This is a genomic window from Amycolatopsis pigmentata, from assembly GCF_042684065.1.
Taxonomy (GTDB): domain Bacteria; phylum Actinomycetota; class Actinomycetes; order Mycobacteriales; family Pseudonocardiaceae; genus Amycolatopsis_E; species Amycolatopsis_E pigmentata.
Genome location: NZ_JBHUKR010000009.1, coordinates 473951 through 490845, shown reverse-complemented (window position 1 = coordinate 490845; position 16895 = coordinate 473951). Strand labels below are relative to the sequence as shown.

At 68.3% G+C, this 16895-nt stretch carries 15 protein-coding genes; 6 read left to right on the top strand and 9 right to left on the bottom strand.

What is annotated here, in order from left to right:
* Nucleotides 1-3 precede the first annotated feature (3 nt).
* The 5 genes from ACFSXZ_RS21765 to ACFSXZ_RS21745 all read left to right on the top strand — a co-directional run bounded on the left by ACFSXZ_RS21765 (nt 4) and on the right by ACFSXZ_RS21745 (nt 6801).
* Complete coding sequence (locus tag ACFSXZ_RS21765) at nt 4-561, top strand: DUF3000 domain-containing protein (protein WP_378266953.1); 558 nt, start codon at nt 4-6, stop codon at nt 559-561.
* 775 nt (nt 562-1336) lie between these two features.
* Entirely contained in the window at nt 1337-1990 is a 654-nt protein-coding gene (locus tag ACFSXZ_RS21760) for a response regulator (protein ID WP_154756179.1), read from the top strand.
* A 67-nt stretch (nt 1991-2057) separates the two neighbouring features.
* A complete protein-coding gene (locus ACFSXZ_RS21755) occupies nt 2058-3311 on the top strand; it encodes an HRDC domain-containing protein (RefSeq protein ID WP_378266952.1) in 1254 nt (417 codons plus the stop codon).
* A 194-nt stretch (nt 3312-3505) separates the two neighbouring features.
* Complete coding sequence (locus ACFSXZ_RS21750) at nt 3506-4699, top strand: thiolase family protein (RefSeq protein ID WP_378267006.1); 1194 nt, start codon at nt 3506-3508, stop codon at nt 4697-4699.
* Nucleotides 4696-6801: a 3-hydroxyacyl-CoA dehydrogenase NAD-binding domain-containing protein gene (locus ACFSXZ_RS21745; protein WP_378266951.1), complete on the top strand. Its 2106-nt coding sequence runs from the start codon at nt 4696-4698 to the stop codon at nt 6799-6801. The genes ACFSXZ_RS21750 and ACFSXZ_RS21745 overlap by 4 nt, the downstream gene beginning before the upstream one ends.
* Before the next feature lie 73 nt (nt 6802-6874).
* Here ACFSXZ_RS21745 and ACFSXZ_RS21740 read toward each other — a convergent pair whose 3' ends face one another.
* A complete protein-coding gene (locus ACFSXZ_RS21740; protein WP_378266950.1) occupies nt 6875-7216 on the bottom strand; it encodes a DUF6907 domain-containing protein in 342 nt (113 codons plus the stop codon).
* A 418-nt stretch (nt 7217-7634) separates the two neighbouring features.
* Here ACFSXZ_RS21740 and ACFSXZ_RS21735 point away from each other — a divergent pair, with 418 nt between their 5' ends.
* Nucleotides 7635-8876 (top strand): HNH endonuclease signature motif containing protein, encoded by a 1242-nt coding sequence (locus ACFSXZ_RS21735; protein WP_378266949.1) that lies wholly within the window; start codon nt 7635-7637, stop codon nt 8874-8876.
* Nucleotides 8877-8989: 113 nt separating this feature from the next.
* Here ACFSXZ_RS21735 and ACFSXZ_RS21730 read toward each other — a convergent pair whose 3' ends face one another.
* The 8 genes from ACFSXZ_RS21730 to ACFSXZ_RS21695 form a co-directional block, all read right to left on the bottom strand.
* On the bottom strand, nt 8990-10108 hold the full coding sequence (locus tag ACFSXZ_RS21730; RefSeq protein ID WP_378266948.1) for a sensor histidine kinase: 1119 nt from the start codon (nt 10106-10108) through the stop codon (nt 8990-8992).
* A gap of 130 nt (nt 10109-10238) precedes the next feature.
* Nucleotides 10239-10925, bottom strand: a complete 687-nt coding sequence (locus tag ACFSXZ_RS21725; protein ID WP_378266947.1) for a response regulator transcription factor — start codon at nt 10923-10925, stop codon at nt 10239-10241.
* A gap of 34 nt (nt 10926-10959) precedes the next feature.
* Nucleotides 10960-11637: an anti-sigma factor family protein gene (locus ACFSXZ_RS21720; protein ID WP_378266946.1), complete on the bottom strand. Its 678-nt coding sequence runs from the start codon at nt 11635-11637 to the stop codon at nt 10960-10962.
* Entirely contained in the window at nt 11634-12182 is a 549-nt protein-coding gene (locus ACFSXZ_RS21715; RefSeq protein WP_378266945.1) for a sigma-70 family RNA polymerase sigma factor, read from the bottom strand. Before ACFSXZ_RS21715 ends, ACFSXZ_RS21720 begins: the two co-directional genes overlap by 4 nt.
* 28 nt (nt 12183-12210) lie before the next feature.
* A complete protein-coding gene (locus tag ACFSXZ_RS21710) occupies nt 12211-13206 on the bottom strand; it encodes an SCO0930 family lipoprotein (RefSeq protein WP_378266944.1) in 996 nt (331 codons plus the stop codon).
* Between the two features lie 273 nt (nt 13207-13479).
* Nucleotides 13480-15222 carry a DUF1996 domain-containing protein gene (locus ACFSXZ_RS21705; RefSeq protein WP_378266943.1) on the bottom strand — a complete coding sequence of 581 codons (1743 nt, stop codon included), beginning with the start codon at nt 15220-15222 and terminating at the stop codon, nt 13480-13482.
* 204 nt (nt 15223-15426) lie between these two features.
* Nucleotides 15427-16122, bottom strand: a complete 696-nt coding sequence (locus ACFSXZ_RS21700) for an anti-sigma factor (protein WP_378266942.1) — start codon at nt 16120-16122, stop codon at nt 15427-15429.
* Nucleotides 16123-16137: 15 nt separating this feature from the next.
* Nucleotides 16138-16689, bottom strand: coding sequence for a sigma-70 family RNA polymerase sigma factor (locus tag ACFSXZ_RS21695; RefSeq protein WP_378266941.1), 552 nt, complete (start codon nt 16687-16689; stop codon nt 16138-16140).
* Between the last annotated feature and the right edge of the window lie 206 nt (nt 16690-16895).

Sequence of the window (16895 nt, the reverse complement as noted above, 5' to 3'; positions counted from 1 at the left end):
CGTGTGACCGCGATGACGCATGCACCCGAGTTGTTCCGTGAAGCCGTCGCGGCGCTACGAGCCGTCCGGCCCCGCCCGGAAGTGACCCTGGAGACCGTCCGGGCACCCCAGCGGCTGGCCCCGTGGGCCTACGCCGTGGCCTGTGAGGCGACGGGCCCCGCCGACGTGGGGGCGAGCGGCAGGCTCGTGCTCCTGCACGACCCCGAGGGTCCCGAGGCGTGGCATGGCGTGCTGCGGCTGGTGGTCTACGTACGCGCGGAGCTCGATCGCGAGCTGGCCAGCGACCCGTTCCTGCCCACGGTGGGCTGGTCCTGGCTCACCGACGCGCTGGAGACTTCGGGCGCCGAGTGGAGCGCCTTGGGCGGCACGGTGACCGAGACCTCCTCCGCGCGGTTCGGCGAGATCTCCGGGCCGTCGCGCACCGATGACCTCGAGCTCCGGGCGTCCTGGACCCCGCCGGACGCGAACCTGAAGCCGCACGGCGAAGCGTTCCTGCAGCTGATGTCGAGCATGGCCGGACTGCCCCCGGTGGGTGTCACCCTGTTCCGGCAGACCTCCTAGCGGACCGGCACGCGGCCGGGCGCGGCCTTGCCGGTGGCCGCCCCCGGCTTGGCGCTCCCGGCCCGGATACAGCGCCTTCGACGGCTTCGGGGCTTTCACGGTTTTCACGGCCGCCGGCCCGGACCGTCCCATCCGCCTTGCCCGGAAACTTGCACCGCCGCATCGTCCACCGCGGCGTCGTTCCCTCCTCGTTCACCGCAAAGGTGGGTGGCCCAGCCTCCTTGAGGCCCACGATCGGGGGCCGCCATTCGGGTGAAGCCGGGCCCTCCGCCGGAGGGCGACGACCAGGTCCGGAAAACGGCCTGGCCTCGATTCGATGAACCCCCGGCCGCGGTGCCGCGGAGATGTCGGCCATAGTGCCGTCACGGGCACGGCCCGGTGGCGTCAGAATGGGCATCAGCTCGCCGGAGGAGGTGCAGGGGGCAGATGCACGACCCGGATGCACGCGCACGCCCGAAGCATTAACCCCCCATTATCGGGTGCTCAGCGCATCTCGTTAGCCACTCCACGTATGTTAACCCGATCGTGTTACAACATATTCCCTCAGTGACTACCCGATCGGGATAGATACCCGTTCGATCCCCCCGCGAACCCCTGAGTGCGGCTAGAGTGCCTTCGACGACACCACTTTCGGTCTAGAGCTGGCGCGGCTGATTGGCCGAAAGTCCCGGTGCCGGTCGGGGGGCACGACCGACTCCAGGGAGGTAGTGACGTGGCTGCCGTCGGCTTATCTCAGGCCGTCAGATCCACGCCGGCCGGCACCTTGCCGGCGAGCATGGTTCCGCATCCGCGGGAAGAGCTGTTTTCCGTGCTGGTGGTCGATGACCACCCGCTGTTAAGGGAGGCGATTGCCGCACGGCTCGCTCAGATGGGAGCGGGCACAGTACACGAGGCCGCCACGGTGGCCGAGGCGAGGGCGCGGGCGACCGCGACCGGTCCGTGTGACCTGGCCATCCTCGACCTCGGACTGCCCGATGGCAGCGGGATCGAGTTGGTCACGGAACTCCGTAACCACGGCTGGCCCCGCATCGTGGTACTCGCGTCCTCGGACGACCCGTACGCGGTTCGTTCGGCGTTCCAGGCAGGCGCTCAGGCGTACCTGCTGAAGAGCGCGTCACCGATGGTGGTGACGGACGGGGTCCGGCGTGTGCTCGAGGGCGGTGTGTACGCGGACCCGAGCGTGGCCCCGGTGCTGGCCACCGGTACCCGCGTTCCGGGCACCGACAACACTCCGCGTGAGCTTTCCGCGCGCGAGGTGGAGGTTCTCCAGCTCGTCGCGGATGGCCAGTCCAACAAGGAGATCGGCGAAGAGCTCAGCCTCTCCGCGCTCACCGTGAAGTCGCACCTGTCCCGCATCGGCCGCAAGCTGGGCACCGGGGACCGGGCACAGATGGTGGCGCTGGCGATGCGCGCGGGCGTTATTCGCTGATCGGGACAACCGGCTCCCGGGACGGGCGTACCCAGGTCGGTACGCCCGTCCCGTAGGGTGCAACGCTGTGGAAACCGCAGATCACGGCACCGACGCGGGGCACACCCCCGCGCCCATCCTGCTGAGGGAGCCCGCCGAGGGAACACCGCCGGTCCTCACTGGCCGCGCGGAGCTCGAGCAAGCCTGCGAACGGCTCGCCGAAGGCAGCGGTGCCGTCGCGGTGGACACCGAACGGGCTTCGGGCTACCGGTACTGGCCGAAGGCCTACCTGGTGCAACTCCGCCGGGATGGCGCGGGCACGCTGCTGATCGACCCGATCGCCCTGGCCGATCATCTTGATCCCCTACGAGGCGTGCTCAACGACACCGAATGGGTGTTACACGCGGCATCACAGGACCTACCCTGCCTCGCGGAACTCGGTCTCGCCCCGAAGAGCCTGTTCGACACCGAACTGGCCGGACGGCTGGCCGGCTACGAGCGGGTCGCGCTGGGCACGCTGGTCGAACTCCTGCTCGGCTACCAGTTGGAGAAGGGGCACAGCGCGGCGGACTGGTCGCGCCGTCCACTCCCGGTGGACTGGCTCAACTACGCCGCGCTCGATGTCGAACTGCTGATCCCGCTGCGCGAAAAGCTCGAAGCCGAACTCGCCGCCCAGGGCAAGCTCGAATGGGCACGGCAGGAGTTCGAAGCCGTGCGCCTGGCGCCCCAGCCTGCGCCCCGGGCCGAGCCGTGGCGCCGTACGTCGGGCATCCACAAAGTGCGGAGCGCGCGGGGCCTGGCCGCCGTGCGCGCGCTGTGGGAGGCGCGGGACGAGCAGGCCCGCAAGCGCGACCGCGCGCCGAGCCGGGTGCTCCCGGACAGCGCGATCATCAACGCGGTTCTCTCCGAGCCGCGCAGTGTGGCCGAGCTCCAGGCCCTGCCCGTGTTCAGCGGCCGGGTCCAGCGCCGGTACACCGCGAACTGGTTCCGGCATCTCCAGCAGGCCCGGGAACTGCCCCGCGAGGAGCTCCCCAGCGCCTCTCAGACCACCGACGGCCCACCGCCGGCGAACCGCTGGGCCGACAAGGATCCGGACGCCGCCGCGCGCCTGGCCGCGGCCCGCGCGGCACTGATCGCGATCGCCGAACACCACCAGCTTCCGGTCGAGAACCTGCTGCTGCCCGACCTCGTGCGCCGCACCTGCTGGCGGCCCCCGGAGGACCGCTCCGCCACCGGCGTGGCCGAGGTCCTGCGGGCGGCGGGCGCGCGGCCCTGGCAGATCGAGCTGACCGCGTCCGCGTTCGCCGAAGCCCTCCAGGCCACCGCGAACGCGAAGGACTGACGCCAGGCAGGGTTTCAAGACACCGAGTGGCGTTTCCCACTCGACTGGGGAACAGCCCTGGTTACCCGCCGGTAACAAGGGCTATGGTGCGGGGGTAAGCCGAGACTTCCGAGGCTCTGTCCGACTTCCCACTCCCGATTTCCCTCAAGGAGCAAACCGTGGCCGCAACACCCCTGGCGCCTGCCGGGCGGGCGGTGCGCAGCGTGGCCTTCGTCGAAGGCGTGCGCACCCCGTTCGGCAAGGCCGGTGAGAAGGGCATCTACGCCGGCACGCGAGCCGACGACCTGGTCGTCAAGGTGATCCGCGAACTGCTGCGCCGCCATCCCGAACTGCCCGGTGAGCGGGTCGACGACGTGGCCATCGCCGCCACCACGCAGACCGGCGACCAAGGACTGACCATCGGCCGGACCGCCGCGCTGCTGGCCGGGCTGCCCAAGTCGGTACCCGGATTCGCGATCGACCGCATGTGCGCCGGCGCGATGACCGCGGTGACCTCGGTCGCCGGTGGCATCGCCTTCGGTGCCTACGACGTCGCGATCGCCGGCGGTGTCGAGCACATGGGCAGGCACCCGATGGGCGAGGGCGTCGACCCCAACCCACGCATCGTGGCCGACAAACTGGTCGACCCGACCGCGCTGGTGATGGGCCAGACCGCGGAGAACCTGCACGACCGGTTCCCCGCGATCACCAAGCAGCGCGCCGACGCGTACGCGGCCCAGAGCCAGGAGCGCTTCGCCGACGCCGTCAAGTCGGGCAAGATCGGGCCTGAACTGGTCCCGGTGGCGATCCGCTCGGCCGAACTGGGCTGGGGCCTGGCCACCGAGGACGAACCGCCACGGCCCGGCACCACGATCGAGGGGCTGGCCGGCCTCAAGACCCCGTTCCGCCCACACGGCCGGGTCACCGCGGGCAACTCCGCGGGCCTCAACGACGGCGCGACCGGTGCGATCCTCGCCGACGAGGACACCGCTCGCGAACTGGGCCTGCCCGTCGCTATGCGGTTGGTGGGCTACGCCTTCGCCGGGGTCGAACCCGAGGTCATGGGCGCGGGGCCGGTGCCGGCCACCGAGAAGCTGCTCGCGCGCACCGGACTGTCCATTTCGGACATCGGGCTGTTCGAGATCAACGAGGCGTTCGCCGTGCAGGTGCTCGCCTTCCTCGACCACTTCGGGATCGACGCCGACGATCCGCGGGTGAACCCCTGGGGCGGCGCGATCGCCTGCGGACACCCGCTGGCATCCTCCGGCGTGCGGTTGATGACGCAACTGTCACGGCAGTTCGCGGAGCATCCCGAGGTGCGCTACGGCATCACCACGATGTGCATCGGCATCGGCATGGGCGGCACCGTGCTCTGGGAGAACCCGGCCTACGACGGGAGCGAAAAGTGACCCTCACCGCGCAGCAGGCCGAAACGGCCTTTCCGGACGAGGTGGTGACCACCGCGGTCACCCGCCTGGCCAACGTGCCGGGCCTGGACCGTCCGGTCGCCCTGATCACGCTCGACAACGGCCATGACCACACGCGGCCCTCCACGTTCGGTCCCCGGGGACTGATCAGTCTCGATGCCGCGCTGGACGAGGCGTTCGCCGCCGAACCCGCCGCGATCGCGGTGACCGGCAAGCCGTTCATCTTCGCGGTCGGTGCCGACCTGTCCGGCATCGAGACGCTCAGTGACCCGTCGCTGGCGCGCCAGATCGCCGAGATGGGGCACGACGTGTTCCGCAGGCTGACCGAATCGACGATCCCGACCTTCGCCTTCGTCAACGGCGCGGTGCTGGGCGGCGGGCTGGAACTCGCGCTGTCCTGCCACTACCGGACCCTGTCGGAGACCACCACGGCGATCGCGTTCCCCGAGGTCTTCCTCGGCCTGCTCCCGGGCTGGGGCGGCACGCAGCTGCTGCCGAACCTGGTCGGCGCGGACGCCGCGGTGACCGTGATCGTGGAAAACGCGCTGAACCAGAACAAGATGCTGAGCGTCGCGCGAGCCGCCGAACTCGGCATCGTCGACAAGGTCCTGGGCTCGGCGGACTTCCTGGAGCAGTCGCTGCTGTGGCTGGCGAAGGTCGTCCGCGGCGAGATTTCCCCGGCACGGCCGGAGATCGACCGGGGCGAGGCGTGGGACGCGGCGATCATCCGCGCCCGGTCCATTGTGGATGGTAAGACCAAGGGCGCATCACCGGGCGCGCTCAAGGCGGTCGAGCTGCTCGAACTGGCCCGCACGGCGGATCTCGAGACCGGTTACGCGGCGGAGACCGAAGCGCTGGCCGCGTTGCTGATGGACGACACGCTGCGCGCCGGGCTGTACTCGTTCAACCTGGTCAACAAACGCGCCAAGCGCCCGGCCGGAGCACCGGAACGATCATTGGCGCGTCCGGTCACCAAGGTCGGCATCGTCGGCGCCGGGCTGATGGCGAGCCAGCTCGCGCTGTTGTTCGTGCGCAGGCTCAAGGTGCCGGTGGTGCTGACCGACGTGGACGCCGAGCGCATCGACAAGGGTGTGTCCTTTGTGCACACCGAAGTCGACAAGCTGTTGGAGCGAAAGAGGATTTCGCCGGACGAGGCCAACCGCCTCAAGGCTCTGGTGTCCGGTTCGCTGGACAAGGCCGCGTTTTCCGACGCCGACTTCGTGATCGAGGCCGTCTTCGAGGAGATGGACGTCAAGCGAAGGGTTTTCGCCGAAGTCGAGGAGCACGTCTCGCCCGAAGCGATTCTCGCCACCAACACGTCTTCGCTTTCGGTGAGCCAAATGGCGGCGGAGCTGAAGCACCCCGAGCGCGTGGTGGGGTTCCATTTCTTCAACCCGGTCGCCGTCCTGCCCCTGCTGGAGATCGTGCGCGGCGAGCGGACCGACGACGCCGCACTGGCCACCGCGTTCGCGACCGGCAAGCAGCTGAAGAAGTCCTGCGTGCTGGTTTCCGACGCGCCCGCGTTCGTGGTGAACCGGTTGTTGCTGCGCTTCCTCGGCGAGGTCCTCACGGCGGTCGACGAGGGCACCCCGTTCGACGTGGCCGACCGGGCGCTCGAACCGCTCGGGCTGCCCATGTCACCGCTGACGCTGATGCAACTGGTCGGCCCGGCCATCGCGCTGCACGTCGGGGAGACGCTGCACCAGGCCTTCCCGGACCGCTTCCCGGTCAGCGAGAACCTGCGCCGGTTCGTACGGGCCGGAAAGACCGCGGTGTGGCAGTGGGACGCCCAGGGCACGCCGTCGGTCGATCCGGAGGTCGACGAGTTGTGGGAGCGCGGCGACAAGCCATCCACCGCCGAAGAGGTCCGGCAGCGCGCGCTCGCGGCCATCGCCGGAGAAATCCGCATCATGCTGGACGAAGGCGTGGTCGCCGAACCGCAGGACATCGACCTGTGCCTGCTCCTCGGCGCCGGCTGGCCGTTCTGGCTCGGCGGGATCACCCCGTACCTCGACCGCACCGGCGTTTCGGAAAAGGTCAACGGCAAGCCGTTCCTCGCTCCGGGCATCGCCTCGGTGCCCTGACGTCTGTGGACTCGCACGCGAGCGCTGCCTGTGGCGGGCAGCGCTTGCGTCGGTGTCGATCAGGTTGAGTCGATCAGGTTGATATGTCGGCGAGCTGACCGGCCGCGAGCAGGGCTCGGCCGAGGAGGACGGCTTCAGGCGCGGTGAGGTTGTATCCGGGTGAGTTTCTCGCGCCGAGCAGGATGCGCGGCATGGTTTCCCGGGCGTGCTGCTCCAAGTCGACGGAGAGCACCAGGGGTTCGAAGCCCCGTTCCGGGCGTTCGCCGCGGATCGGGTCGTTCGTGGTCAGCAGGACGGCGGCGAGTTCCTGGCCGGGGCGGTGTATCCGGTCGTCGGGGAAATCTTCGTCGGTGTGGGTCATAGTGCACCATCCCGGGCAGGGGGAGGTCTGCCACTCTGGCCTATCATCCTTCATCGGGTCGACTCCTTCGTAGTCGATCAAGGCCCCCGGTTGGTGTTCCAGCACCGCCGGGGGCCGCCTTATTGGATATCTTAGATCACAATTCGACTTTGTGGTTGATTAACTATCTTTATTTCACCCGAAAGTGTGATCGTCCTTTTTCGTTGGCCGACAGCGTTCGCCGTTCACGCGTCGATCCTGGTCAATGGCTTCCTGTTGAGGTTTCGGGACTATCAGGTTCAGAACTCGGGCGCCACCGCCCGCTGGCGTCAGCACGGTCCGACAGCCCGCCAGCGCAGGGGCCTTGACAACCGAAATAGCCACCCACCAGGCAGTTTTCGGCCAGCTGATCGCACGAATGGACAGTTCGCACACATTAAATAACACCAGAACGTGTACGAACTAGAGTTCGATACGACGGTATACTGGGCGCATGACCGCACTGACGCCCGAGCACGTGTCCTCGCTGAGTGACACGGCGGTGCTCGACGCGCTCCGGGAGGCCGAGATCCGGCGTCGCCGGATGTATCGGGATGAGTTGGTGCTGGTCGCCGAGGTCGAGGCGCGGGGTATCGCGACCAGCCGTGGTGTGCATGTGGGTACGGTGGCGTTGCTGCGGGACATCTTGAACGTCGGTTCCCCTGAGGCGCGGCGGTTGGTCGCGCACGCCGAAGCCCTGTGTGGCACGGTCACTCCCACTGGTGTCCGTCTGGACCCGCAGCTTCCGGTCGTGGCCGAGGCGCTTTCCGATGGTGCCCTCGGGCCCGACCATGTCGAGGCGATCCGTAAAGCGGTGACCGGCTTGCCGGACGCCGCGACGGTGGAAGACCGGGTGATCGCCGAAAAGATCCTGTGTGAGGCCGCCACCACGAGTGAGCCGTTCGTCGTCAAGCGGCTCGGTGATGAGATCGCTCAGCGTCTGGATCCTGATGGTGACGAACCCAAGGACAAGGAACTGCTACGGCCGCAGCGGCGGCTGGATGTTCAGGAGACCCGGGACGGCCGGGTGCTGGGACGGTTCGATCTCGACACCGAAACCGGAGCTTTGCTGAGCGCCCTGCTGTCTCCGCACACCGCGCCGCGCTCGACCGACGAGGGCCCCGACCGGCGCTCCCGCAGCGAACGCTACGGCGACGCCTTCCGGGACATTCTTACCCTCGCGGCGCAGTGCGAGAGCACACCGACCGAGGCAGGCGAACCCGCCACCCTCATGGTCAGCGTGACACTGGAGGAGTTGAAAAGCGGGATCGGACACGGGTTGCTGGACGGTTACTGGAACCTCTCCGCCGCCCAGATCCGCCGCATCGCCTGCGACGCCGCCGTCGTCCCCGTGGTCCTGGGGTCGAAAAGCGAGATCCTCGACATCGGACGCGCCACCCGGATCGTGCCCCGCGCCATCCGCCGTGCACTCATCCGACGAGATAAAGGTTGCTCGTTCCCAAGTTGCGCGAAAAAAGCCAAGTGGTGTCAAGCTCACCACATTTTGGAATGGTTTTCCGGCGGGCCGACCGCGTTGGAGAACTTGGCCCTCGTGTGCCACTACCACCATCAGGTCCTGCACCACAGCGACTGGCAAGTTCGCATGATACAAGGGTTTCCGGTGTACATACCACCGTCCTATGTGGATCCCAAGCAGAGACCACGGCGGAACACCTTACACACCATGCGCACATAACCACCCCACTGGAACCCTCGCATATAATAGTACAGCGACCTCCCCGGACAGCGGCCACATATTGCGCTTGCCGGGTCGTAAAGCTTCCTTAAAACCCAACAAGATTGGAGCGATCAGCGCAGCGCGGGCAGCCGGACGGTGACCGAAAGCCCGCCTCCGGGCACCGGTTCCGCCGAAACGACCCCGCCATGGGCCTCGACCGCGGCCCGCACGATGGACAGTCCCAGGCCGGCTCCGGTTCTGGCGGTCCGGGCCACCCCGGCACGGCGGAAGGGTTCGAACAGCGTGTCCACTGTCGCCGCGTCCACCTGCGCCCCCGAGGACCGCACCCGCAGCGTCGACCAGGCGGCGCCGGGCTGGGTCTGCACGTCGATCCAGCCGCGCTCGGTGTTGTGCCGTACCGCGTTTTCCAGGAGGTTGCCCGCGATCCGTTCCACCAGCGCGGGGTCGCCCCGGACCAGGGCGGGCGCGCAGTCGAACTCGGCGCGGACGCCGTGCTGGTCGGCTTCACCCCGCACCGCCCGCCAGGCGCTGGAGACCACTTCCGCGAGGTCGACCGGCTCGTGCACGGCCAGCCCGGCGCCGTCGGTCCGGGCGAGCAGCAGCAGCGAGCCGACCAGTCGTCCGGCGCGTTCGGTGGCGTCGCGCACCACGAGCGCCATGCGCCGCAGTTCGGCCAGGTCGGCGTGCGGGTCGGCCAGCGTGACGTCCAGTTCGGTCCGGATGACCGAAAGCGGGGTGCGCAGTTCGTGGCTGGCGTTGGCGACGAAGGTCCGCTGGGCTTCGAAGGCGGCCTGCAGACGGTCGAGCATCGCGTCGAAGGTCCCCGCCAGCTCGGCCAGCTCCCCGCGGGCCTTGACGTCACCGATGCGTTCTCCCAGCGACTCCACCGAGAGCCGCTGCGCGGTGCCCGTGATCTCCCGCAACGGCCGCAACACCCGTGAGGTGAACGTCCACGCCAGGATCGCGGTCGCCACCACTACGCAGCAGAACGCGATCGAACCGGCGAGCAGGACCTTGTCCCGCGCCATGTCCTTCAGATGTGCGGCCAGTGCCGAAGCGTCCACGTCGACCCCGTCCACGCGCACCGGCGTGCCCGGCGGGAGTTGCGGCACGGCGGCCACGGCGTCGCCGACCAGCGTCCACGCGAGCCAGAGCAGCACGAGGCTCACCCCGGCGGCCAGCCCGGTCGCCAGCAGAGTGATCCTGGCCCGGAGGCTGCGCGGCCTCACACCACCTCTTACCCCATCCCTCACGCCACCACCGAGCTTGTCACGCCTGCTGCTCACGCACCCGATTCTCGCCCGGCCGCCCTGCGGCCACGCTGCCGGACCACCTTCTGGCGGCCCGCTCCTGCCGGACCTACTTCGGTACCGGCTGGACCGCGGCGCCCTCGCCGATCCGGTAACCGGATCCCACGACGGTCTCGATGATCCCGGGTTCGCCGAGCTTCTTACGCAGGGTCATCACCGTGACCCGGACCGTGGTCGTGAACGGGTCGGCGTTCTCGTCCCACACCCGCTCCAGCAGCTCCTCGCTGCTCACCACCGCGCCCTTGGCCGACAGCAGGACCTCGAGGACACCGAACTCCTTGCGGGTCAGCTCGACCGGCAGACCGGCGCGGCGGACGGTCCGCCGGGCCGGGTCGAGTTCGACGTCCGCCGCGGTCAGCAGCGGCGGCGCGGCCGGCGTGGCCCGCCGGCCCAGCGCCCGCACCCGCGCCACCAGTTCCGGGAAGGCGAAGGGCTTGGACAGGTAGTCGTCCGCGCCGAGGGAAAGCCCGGCCACCCGGTCCGACACCGTTCCGCTCGCGGTGAGCATGAGAACCCTGGTGAGTTCGCCGGAAGTGACGATCTCCCGGCAGAGTTCGTCACCAGACATTCCCGGAAGGTCACGGTCGAGCAGCACCACGTCGTAGCGGGTGATGCTGGCCTTCTCGTGCCCGTCCTCACCGTTGAGCGCGACGTCCACGGCCATGCCTTCACGGCGCAACCCGCGGGCAATCGCCTCCGCGAGCGGCTCCTCGTCCTCGACTACCAGAATTCGCACACCGACCACCGTCCCACAAATACCTGAGAGAAAATTATGAGACGTTCACTCCAACGTATTGCTTGCCGTCGAAGTTCTCCACCTCTACGCGGGCCACGTCGCCCGGGGCGACCAAAGCCGTCCCGTCGAGGTGGGTGCCTTTCTGCTCGGCGGCGGAGGACACCAGCCAGCTTCCCGCTTCCTCCCGGTTTCCCTTGCGGGAAACCACATAAATCCGGCATTTTTCCCCCTGGGGGATCCCCTTCACGTCCGCGCTCAGCCGCACCCAGCCCGCGGCCGGCTGCACGGAGACGCTCATCGCGGCTCCGGTGGCCGGGTTGGTGGCGGAAATCGTGTGCGGTTCCGGGCCTGCCGCGTTCGTGGTCGGCGCGGTGAACCGCCCGGCCGCGATCCCGCCACCGGCGAGCACCACGGCCGCCGCGGCCGCCGCCATCGTGGTGATGATCCGGCGGTTACGGGTCTGCACATTGCGTTCCCGGCGAATCGTGCGCAGCGTCCGCTGCAACAGCAGATCACCGCCCTCGGGTGGCCCGTCCAGCCACGCCTCCGGCGGCAGCCCGCCCAGTGCCGCGTGCGCCGACTGCAGCTGGGCCACTTCGGCCCGGCACGGTGCGCACGAGGCCAAGTGCCGCTCCATGGCACGCATCTCCTGCTGGTCCAGCGCGGAAAGGACGTAGGCGCCCAACGACCGCGTATCGTGTCTCGTGGTCATCCGGCCACCTCCGGGATCGCCTGCCGCACACCGAAAGTCTGACGCATCGCTCTGAGGGCGTAATACGACCTCGACTTGACCGTGCCCGGCGGGACCCCAAGAGTCTGGGCGGCCTCCGCCACGCTGCGGCCCCGGAAGTAGATCTCGGTCAGCACGTCGCGGTGTTCCGGCGAAAGCCGCTCCAGCGCGTCGAGCACGACCATCGAGTTCACCACCGCGTCCGCATGGTCACCTTCCACGGCCGGGGCCGCCGCTGATTCGGCGACCTCGGCCGGCCGGGCGGCCTTCGCCCGGTATCGATCGGTGATGATGTTGCGGGCGACCGTGAGCAGCCACCCCCGTACCGATCCCTTGCCGTTGACGAGGGAGTCCGGATGCCGCCAGGCGCGGACCAGGGTCTCCTGGACCACGTCCTCGGCGGCGGCCCGGTCGCCCGTCAGCCGGGTCGCATAGGCGAGCAGTGCCCGCCCATGCTCCTCGTACAGCGATCGGATCAGCGCCTCGTCGGCCACCACCGCCCGTTTGCGGGCCCACAACGCCGCCATCCGGTCACTCCTTAGGTTTCAGTTCGGTTCAGTAGCCACCGGAGCCGCCGGAGCCGCCGGCCGTGATCCCGGCCGAGCCCGACGTGCTGTCCGATCCCGCCGAAGAGGTGGGTTTCTTGCTGCCGTCCACCTTGCAGCCGTTGGTCTCGATGGCGAACCACACGCCACCGACGTTGTGACCGGTGGCCTGCCCCGGCGCGGTGTCCTTCATGTAGCGGTAGACGGGCCAGCCGCCCACCGTGAGCTGCTCGGTGCCATCGGCCCGCTTGGTCTTGCCGACCAGCTTCGGGTCGATTCCGTTGATCTTGGCGTCTCCGTTGGCCAGCAGCGGCGGCCAGGTGGTCGCGCACTGGCCGTTGCAGTTGGAGACGTGCTTGTTCTTGTCGTCCTTGGTGTAGAGGTAAAGCGTCATGCCGTTCTGGTCGGTGAGGATCGTGCCCAGACCGTCGATGTTCGCGGTGTTGATGGCGACCCCGGCGTCGGCAGGCGCAGACTGGTTCTGCTGGCCCTGCGCCGCCGCGTTGGCCTTGCCACCGGTCGGCGTCACGGCGTACCAGGTGTTGCCCACACCCTGGCCCTTGGAGTCGCCGGCAGCGGCGTCCTTGGCGTAGCGGTAAAGCGGCCAGCCGTTGATGGTGACCTGCTGGCTCCCGTCGTTCCGGGTCACCGTGCCGACCAGTTTCGAGTCCACGCCCTGCACGTCCACCGAGCCGTTGGCCAGGACCGGCGGCCAGGCGGCCGCGCAGTCACCGTCGCAGTTGGACTTCGGTGGTTTCGCCGTGTCCTTGTCGAACCGGTAGAGCGTCATGCCTTTCGCGTCGGTCACGACCTGGCCGACCCCGGTCACCTGCGCGACGTTGAGCTTGACCGCGTTCGAGGCGTTGTCGACGGCCGCTTGTTTCTGGACCGCCACGGGAGCCGGGGTACCGGGGTTGGAGTTGTTTCCGCCGTAGCCGCTGCACGCGCCGAGCAGGCCGACGCCGAGCACGGTGGCGGTGGCCACCACGATCTTGCGGGCAGACATGGGATTCTCCTTCAGTGAGCTAGGGAACGCGACCCTTTGGGGCCGCGACGTTTTCTCACCCAGCACACGTCCGGTACTCCTGACCGGTTCGAACGAATCTTTCCTCAAACGGCACAAGAATTGGGGCAGTTCTGTACGGCCTATCGGGCAAACACGGGCAAGCCCGGGCAACCCGAAGGCGGGCCCGGGCAACGAACGCGGGTATACCCGGACCCGGACGCGCCGAGAAGGGAGCGCGCCCGTGCGGACGCGCTCCCTTGGTGCTCGTGCTCGTCACTCCTTGCAGGTCTTACCGCCGTTGATGCAGTTCACGACGCGGGTCATGATCGCCTGTGACATCACGTTGGCGAAGTCGTCGTGATCGGAAAGCGGGTTGTGCTTTTCCTGCGCGAATGCGTCCACTTTGTACTGACCGTTGAGCTGGACGTCCCGGGGGATGCTGTAGGTCAGCGTGATCCTCAGCTGCGGCACGGCCTTGAAACCCTGCTTGCACTTGCCGTTGGCGTCCGGGAACACGATGTGGTCGCGGTGGTTGGTGCTGTCCACGTTCTTGCCGTCCCAGCAGCTCGGGAAGTCGTGGATCCGCTCGACCTTGCTGCCCGCGGGGCAGATCGGGTACTTGTCCAGGAGCCGGTCCTCGAAGCCGGTGCAGGTCCACGACGCACGGGCGTTCTTCGTTCCGTTGGTGGACTGCTTGGCGTCACCGGTGAGGATCCTCAGGAACTGCGGCATGGCGGTCACCGGCCCGGCCGCGTTGCCCCGGAAGGTGATATCGGCGCTGTCCGGCTCCACGATGGTGCCGTCGTTGTCGCCGACCTCGTTGTCCGGACCGCTGACGCCGCCCAGTTCGGTGGTGCTGGTGGCGGCGGCACTGCTGCTGTTGTTACCGCCGTTGTTGTTACCGCCGTTGTTGTTACCGCCGTTCTTGCCGCCGCCGTTCTTGCCACCGTTGCCCTTCTTGCCGCCGGCGGCACCGTTGTTCTGGGCGGGGTTGCTGTTCTGGCCACCGTTGTCCAGTCCGCCGCCGTTACCGTCCTTCAGCGCGCACTTGGCCAGGCCCGCCACGTCGAGCTGCGGCTTCTGGGCAACCCGGCCGATCGCGGTGGCGATGCGGTTGACCACCGCGGTCCGCTTTTCGCCCAGCGGGCCGAGGACCGCGTTCTGGATGAAGTTCGGGCCACCCTCGCCCTGGCTGGTCACCAGGCGCTGGTCGGCCTCGTTGATCTGGCTGTCCAGTTGCTGGAGGTTCTGCTGGACTTCGGCCATCGCCTGGTCCGGCACGTCGGCAAGCTGGCTGGCCACGTCCGGGCAGTCGACCTGCGGGGCCGCGTTGTCCTCCTGGGCCTGTTGCTGGTCCTGCTGCTGTTTCTGCTGTTGCTGGTTCTGCTGTTGCTGGTTCTGCTGTTGCTGGTTCTGCTGTTGCTGGTTCTGCTGCTGACCGTTCGCCGCTTTCCCGTCACCGGCGGCCGGGGCCGTGGTGGAGGCCGCCTCGGTGCCGGAGTCGTTCGCGGCCTTGCCGCCGTTGGCCTTGCCGCCGTTGGCATTGCCCCCGCCGGCCTCGTTCTGGCCCTTGTCGATGCGGATCACCGGCCAGAAATAGGCCGACTTGTCGCCGTTCTTGCAGGTGGTACCACCCTTGATGAGGCTCTTGTTGTTCGAGTCGGCGTTGGTGGTCAGGTTGCCCACGTAGTCGTGCAGGTGTTGCGCGCCGTTCTTGATGCCCGGCTGCGCGATGAAGTTGTCCGGGTTGGCGTGACTGCCGTCGGCGTTCGTGCCGCAGTCCACGGTGAACGTCCCCTTCGAAGCTCGCGCTCCGTCCTGGGGATCCTTCACGTTGGGCTTGACCTTCGTGATGTCGACGAAAAAGGCCTTGTTCGCCGGGTCTGCACCGGCCTGCCCGGTGTCGCTGGTCGTCGTCGCGACGACCAGTCCGCCGGCCGCCATCGCCAGTCCGATCATTCCGGTCGCGATCTTCGTTCGGCGGCTGATGCGGTGTCGGCCAATAGTGCGGGCCATTGACTATTCACCTCTTTGGTTTTCGCCCGGGCGGGATGAGCCTGGAGGAGCGCAGGCGCCGGGGCATCGGCTAAAAGATGATCTCTGGGAAACGGCCCCCGTCCCGTCACCCATGAGTACGTATCAACCGGCCGGGTAGTTCAAACCGAGATTTGCGCGTGATCGGGAGGTGATAAGCCGCTGGTTACGCGGCTGATTGCGCGGCTAGTGCGCGATGGTGGTCACCACGGCGCCGTCGTCGCCGCGGACCTCGAACTTCTGGATCTGGTCGGGGGCGAACGCGGTGCCGCCGGAGACCCGCAACGGACGCCCCGAATCCTCCGGCGTCATCCAGGTACTGACGACCTGGGCCTCGCCGGTCCAGGAAATCGCGAACAGCTGACACTGCTTGGGACCAGGCACACCGGCGAGATCGAGGGTGATGTCCGAACCCCACGTGGTGGCGTGGACCACCACGGTGGCCTGGACCCCCTTGCCGGCCGTGCCGCTCGCCGGGGAGACCGAGTTCGTCGTGCCGCCCGAGCCCCAGACCTGGCCGGTCGGGGCCGCGGCCTGTGGGCTGGCGCTGCCCTCGACGGTCGGCGAAGGCAGCAATGCCAACGTGATCGGCGGACCCGCGGCGATGAGCAGCGCGGCCGCCACCCCCGCCACGCGGGTCAGGAGCCGTCGGCGGCGGCGCCGGAGCGCCACCTGGTCGAGCAGCCTGCCCAGCTCCCGGGGCACGGGCATCGGCGGGGCAGGCCAGTGCTGCCGGATCTCGTCCAGGATCTCGGGCAGGTCGTAGAACTCGAGCAGGTCGAACTGGCAATGCGGGCATTCCAGCAGATGCGCTTCGAACGCGGAATTCTCGCCTTCATCGAGCACACCGAGGACGTAGGCTGCCACGTCGGTGTGCGTCACCCCTCCCACTTGACCTTACCCCCGATCTCGTAAGGCCCGCCGCAGCGCGCGCACCGCATGGTAGATCCGCGACTTCACGGTACCGGGCGGAATGCCGAGTGTGGCGGCCACCTCGTTCACGGTCCGGTCACGGATATAGGTCTGCAGAATGGCTTCGCGCTGTTCGGGCGAGAGGTTCTGAAGAGCCTCGTAGACCACCATCGCGGCCAGTGTCCGGTCTGATTCGTCGGGCACTCCGATGGAGTCCGCATCGGCCTCCTCGACCTCCTGCGGGCGCGCCTGCCTGCTCCGCCATCCGTCGATCACGATCCGCCTGGCCACCGTGTAGAGCCATGCACGCAGCATTTCCGGCTCCCGGTCGAGCTTGTCGGCGTTGCGCCAGGCCCGGATCAACGTCTCCTGGACCACGTCCTCGGCCCACAAGCGGTCCCCACCGGTCAGGGTGACCACGAAGGACAGCAATGGGCGGCCGAACTCCTGGTACAACGCGGTGGCCAGGTCATCACGGAGACCATGGGCCGACTCGGCGTCGGCTCCGGGGCGAAGTGTTCGGCTGTGGCGTCCCACGGGGGAACATCCTGCAGCCCGCCGCCTTGTTCGTCCAGAGGCAAAAATCTTCCAACCGAATTTGAACCATGTACCTCAGGCGGACGTATCCCCCAGCGAAGACCCCGACCGGGCACCGACCCCCGCGGTGCCCACCTACACATCCACTATGGATGCCCAGCGTCCGGCGCCGCGCCTGACATCGCTCGGTCAGAAGCAGCGGTTTG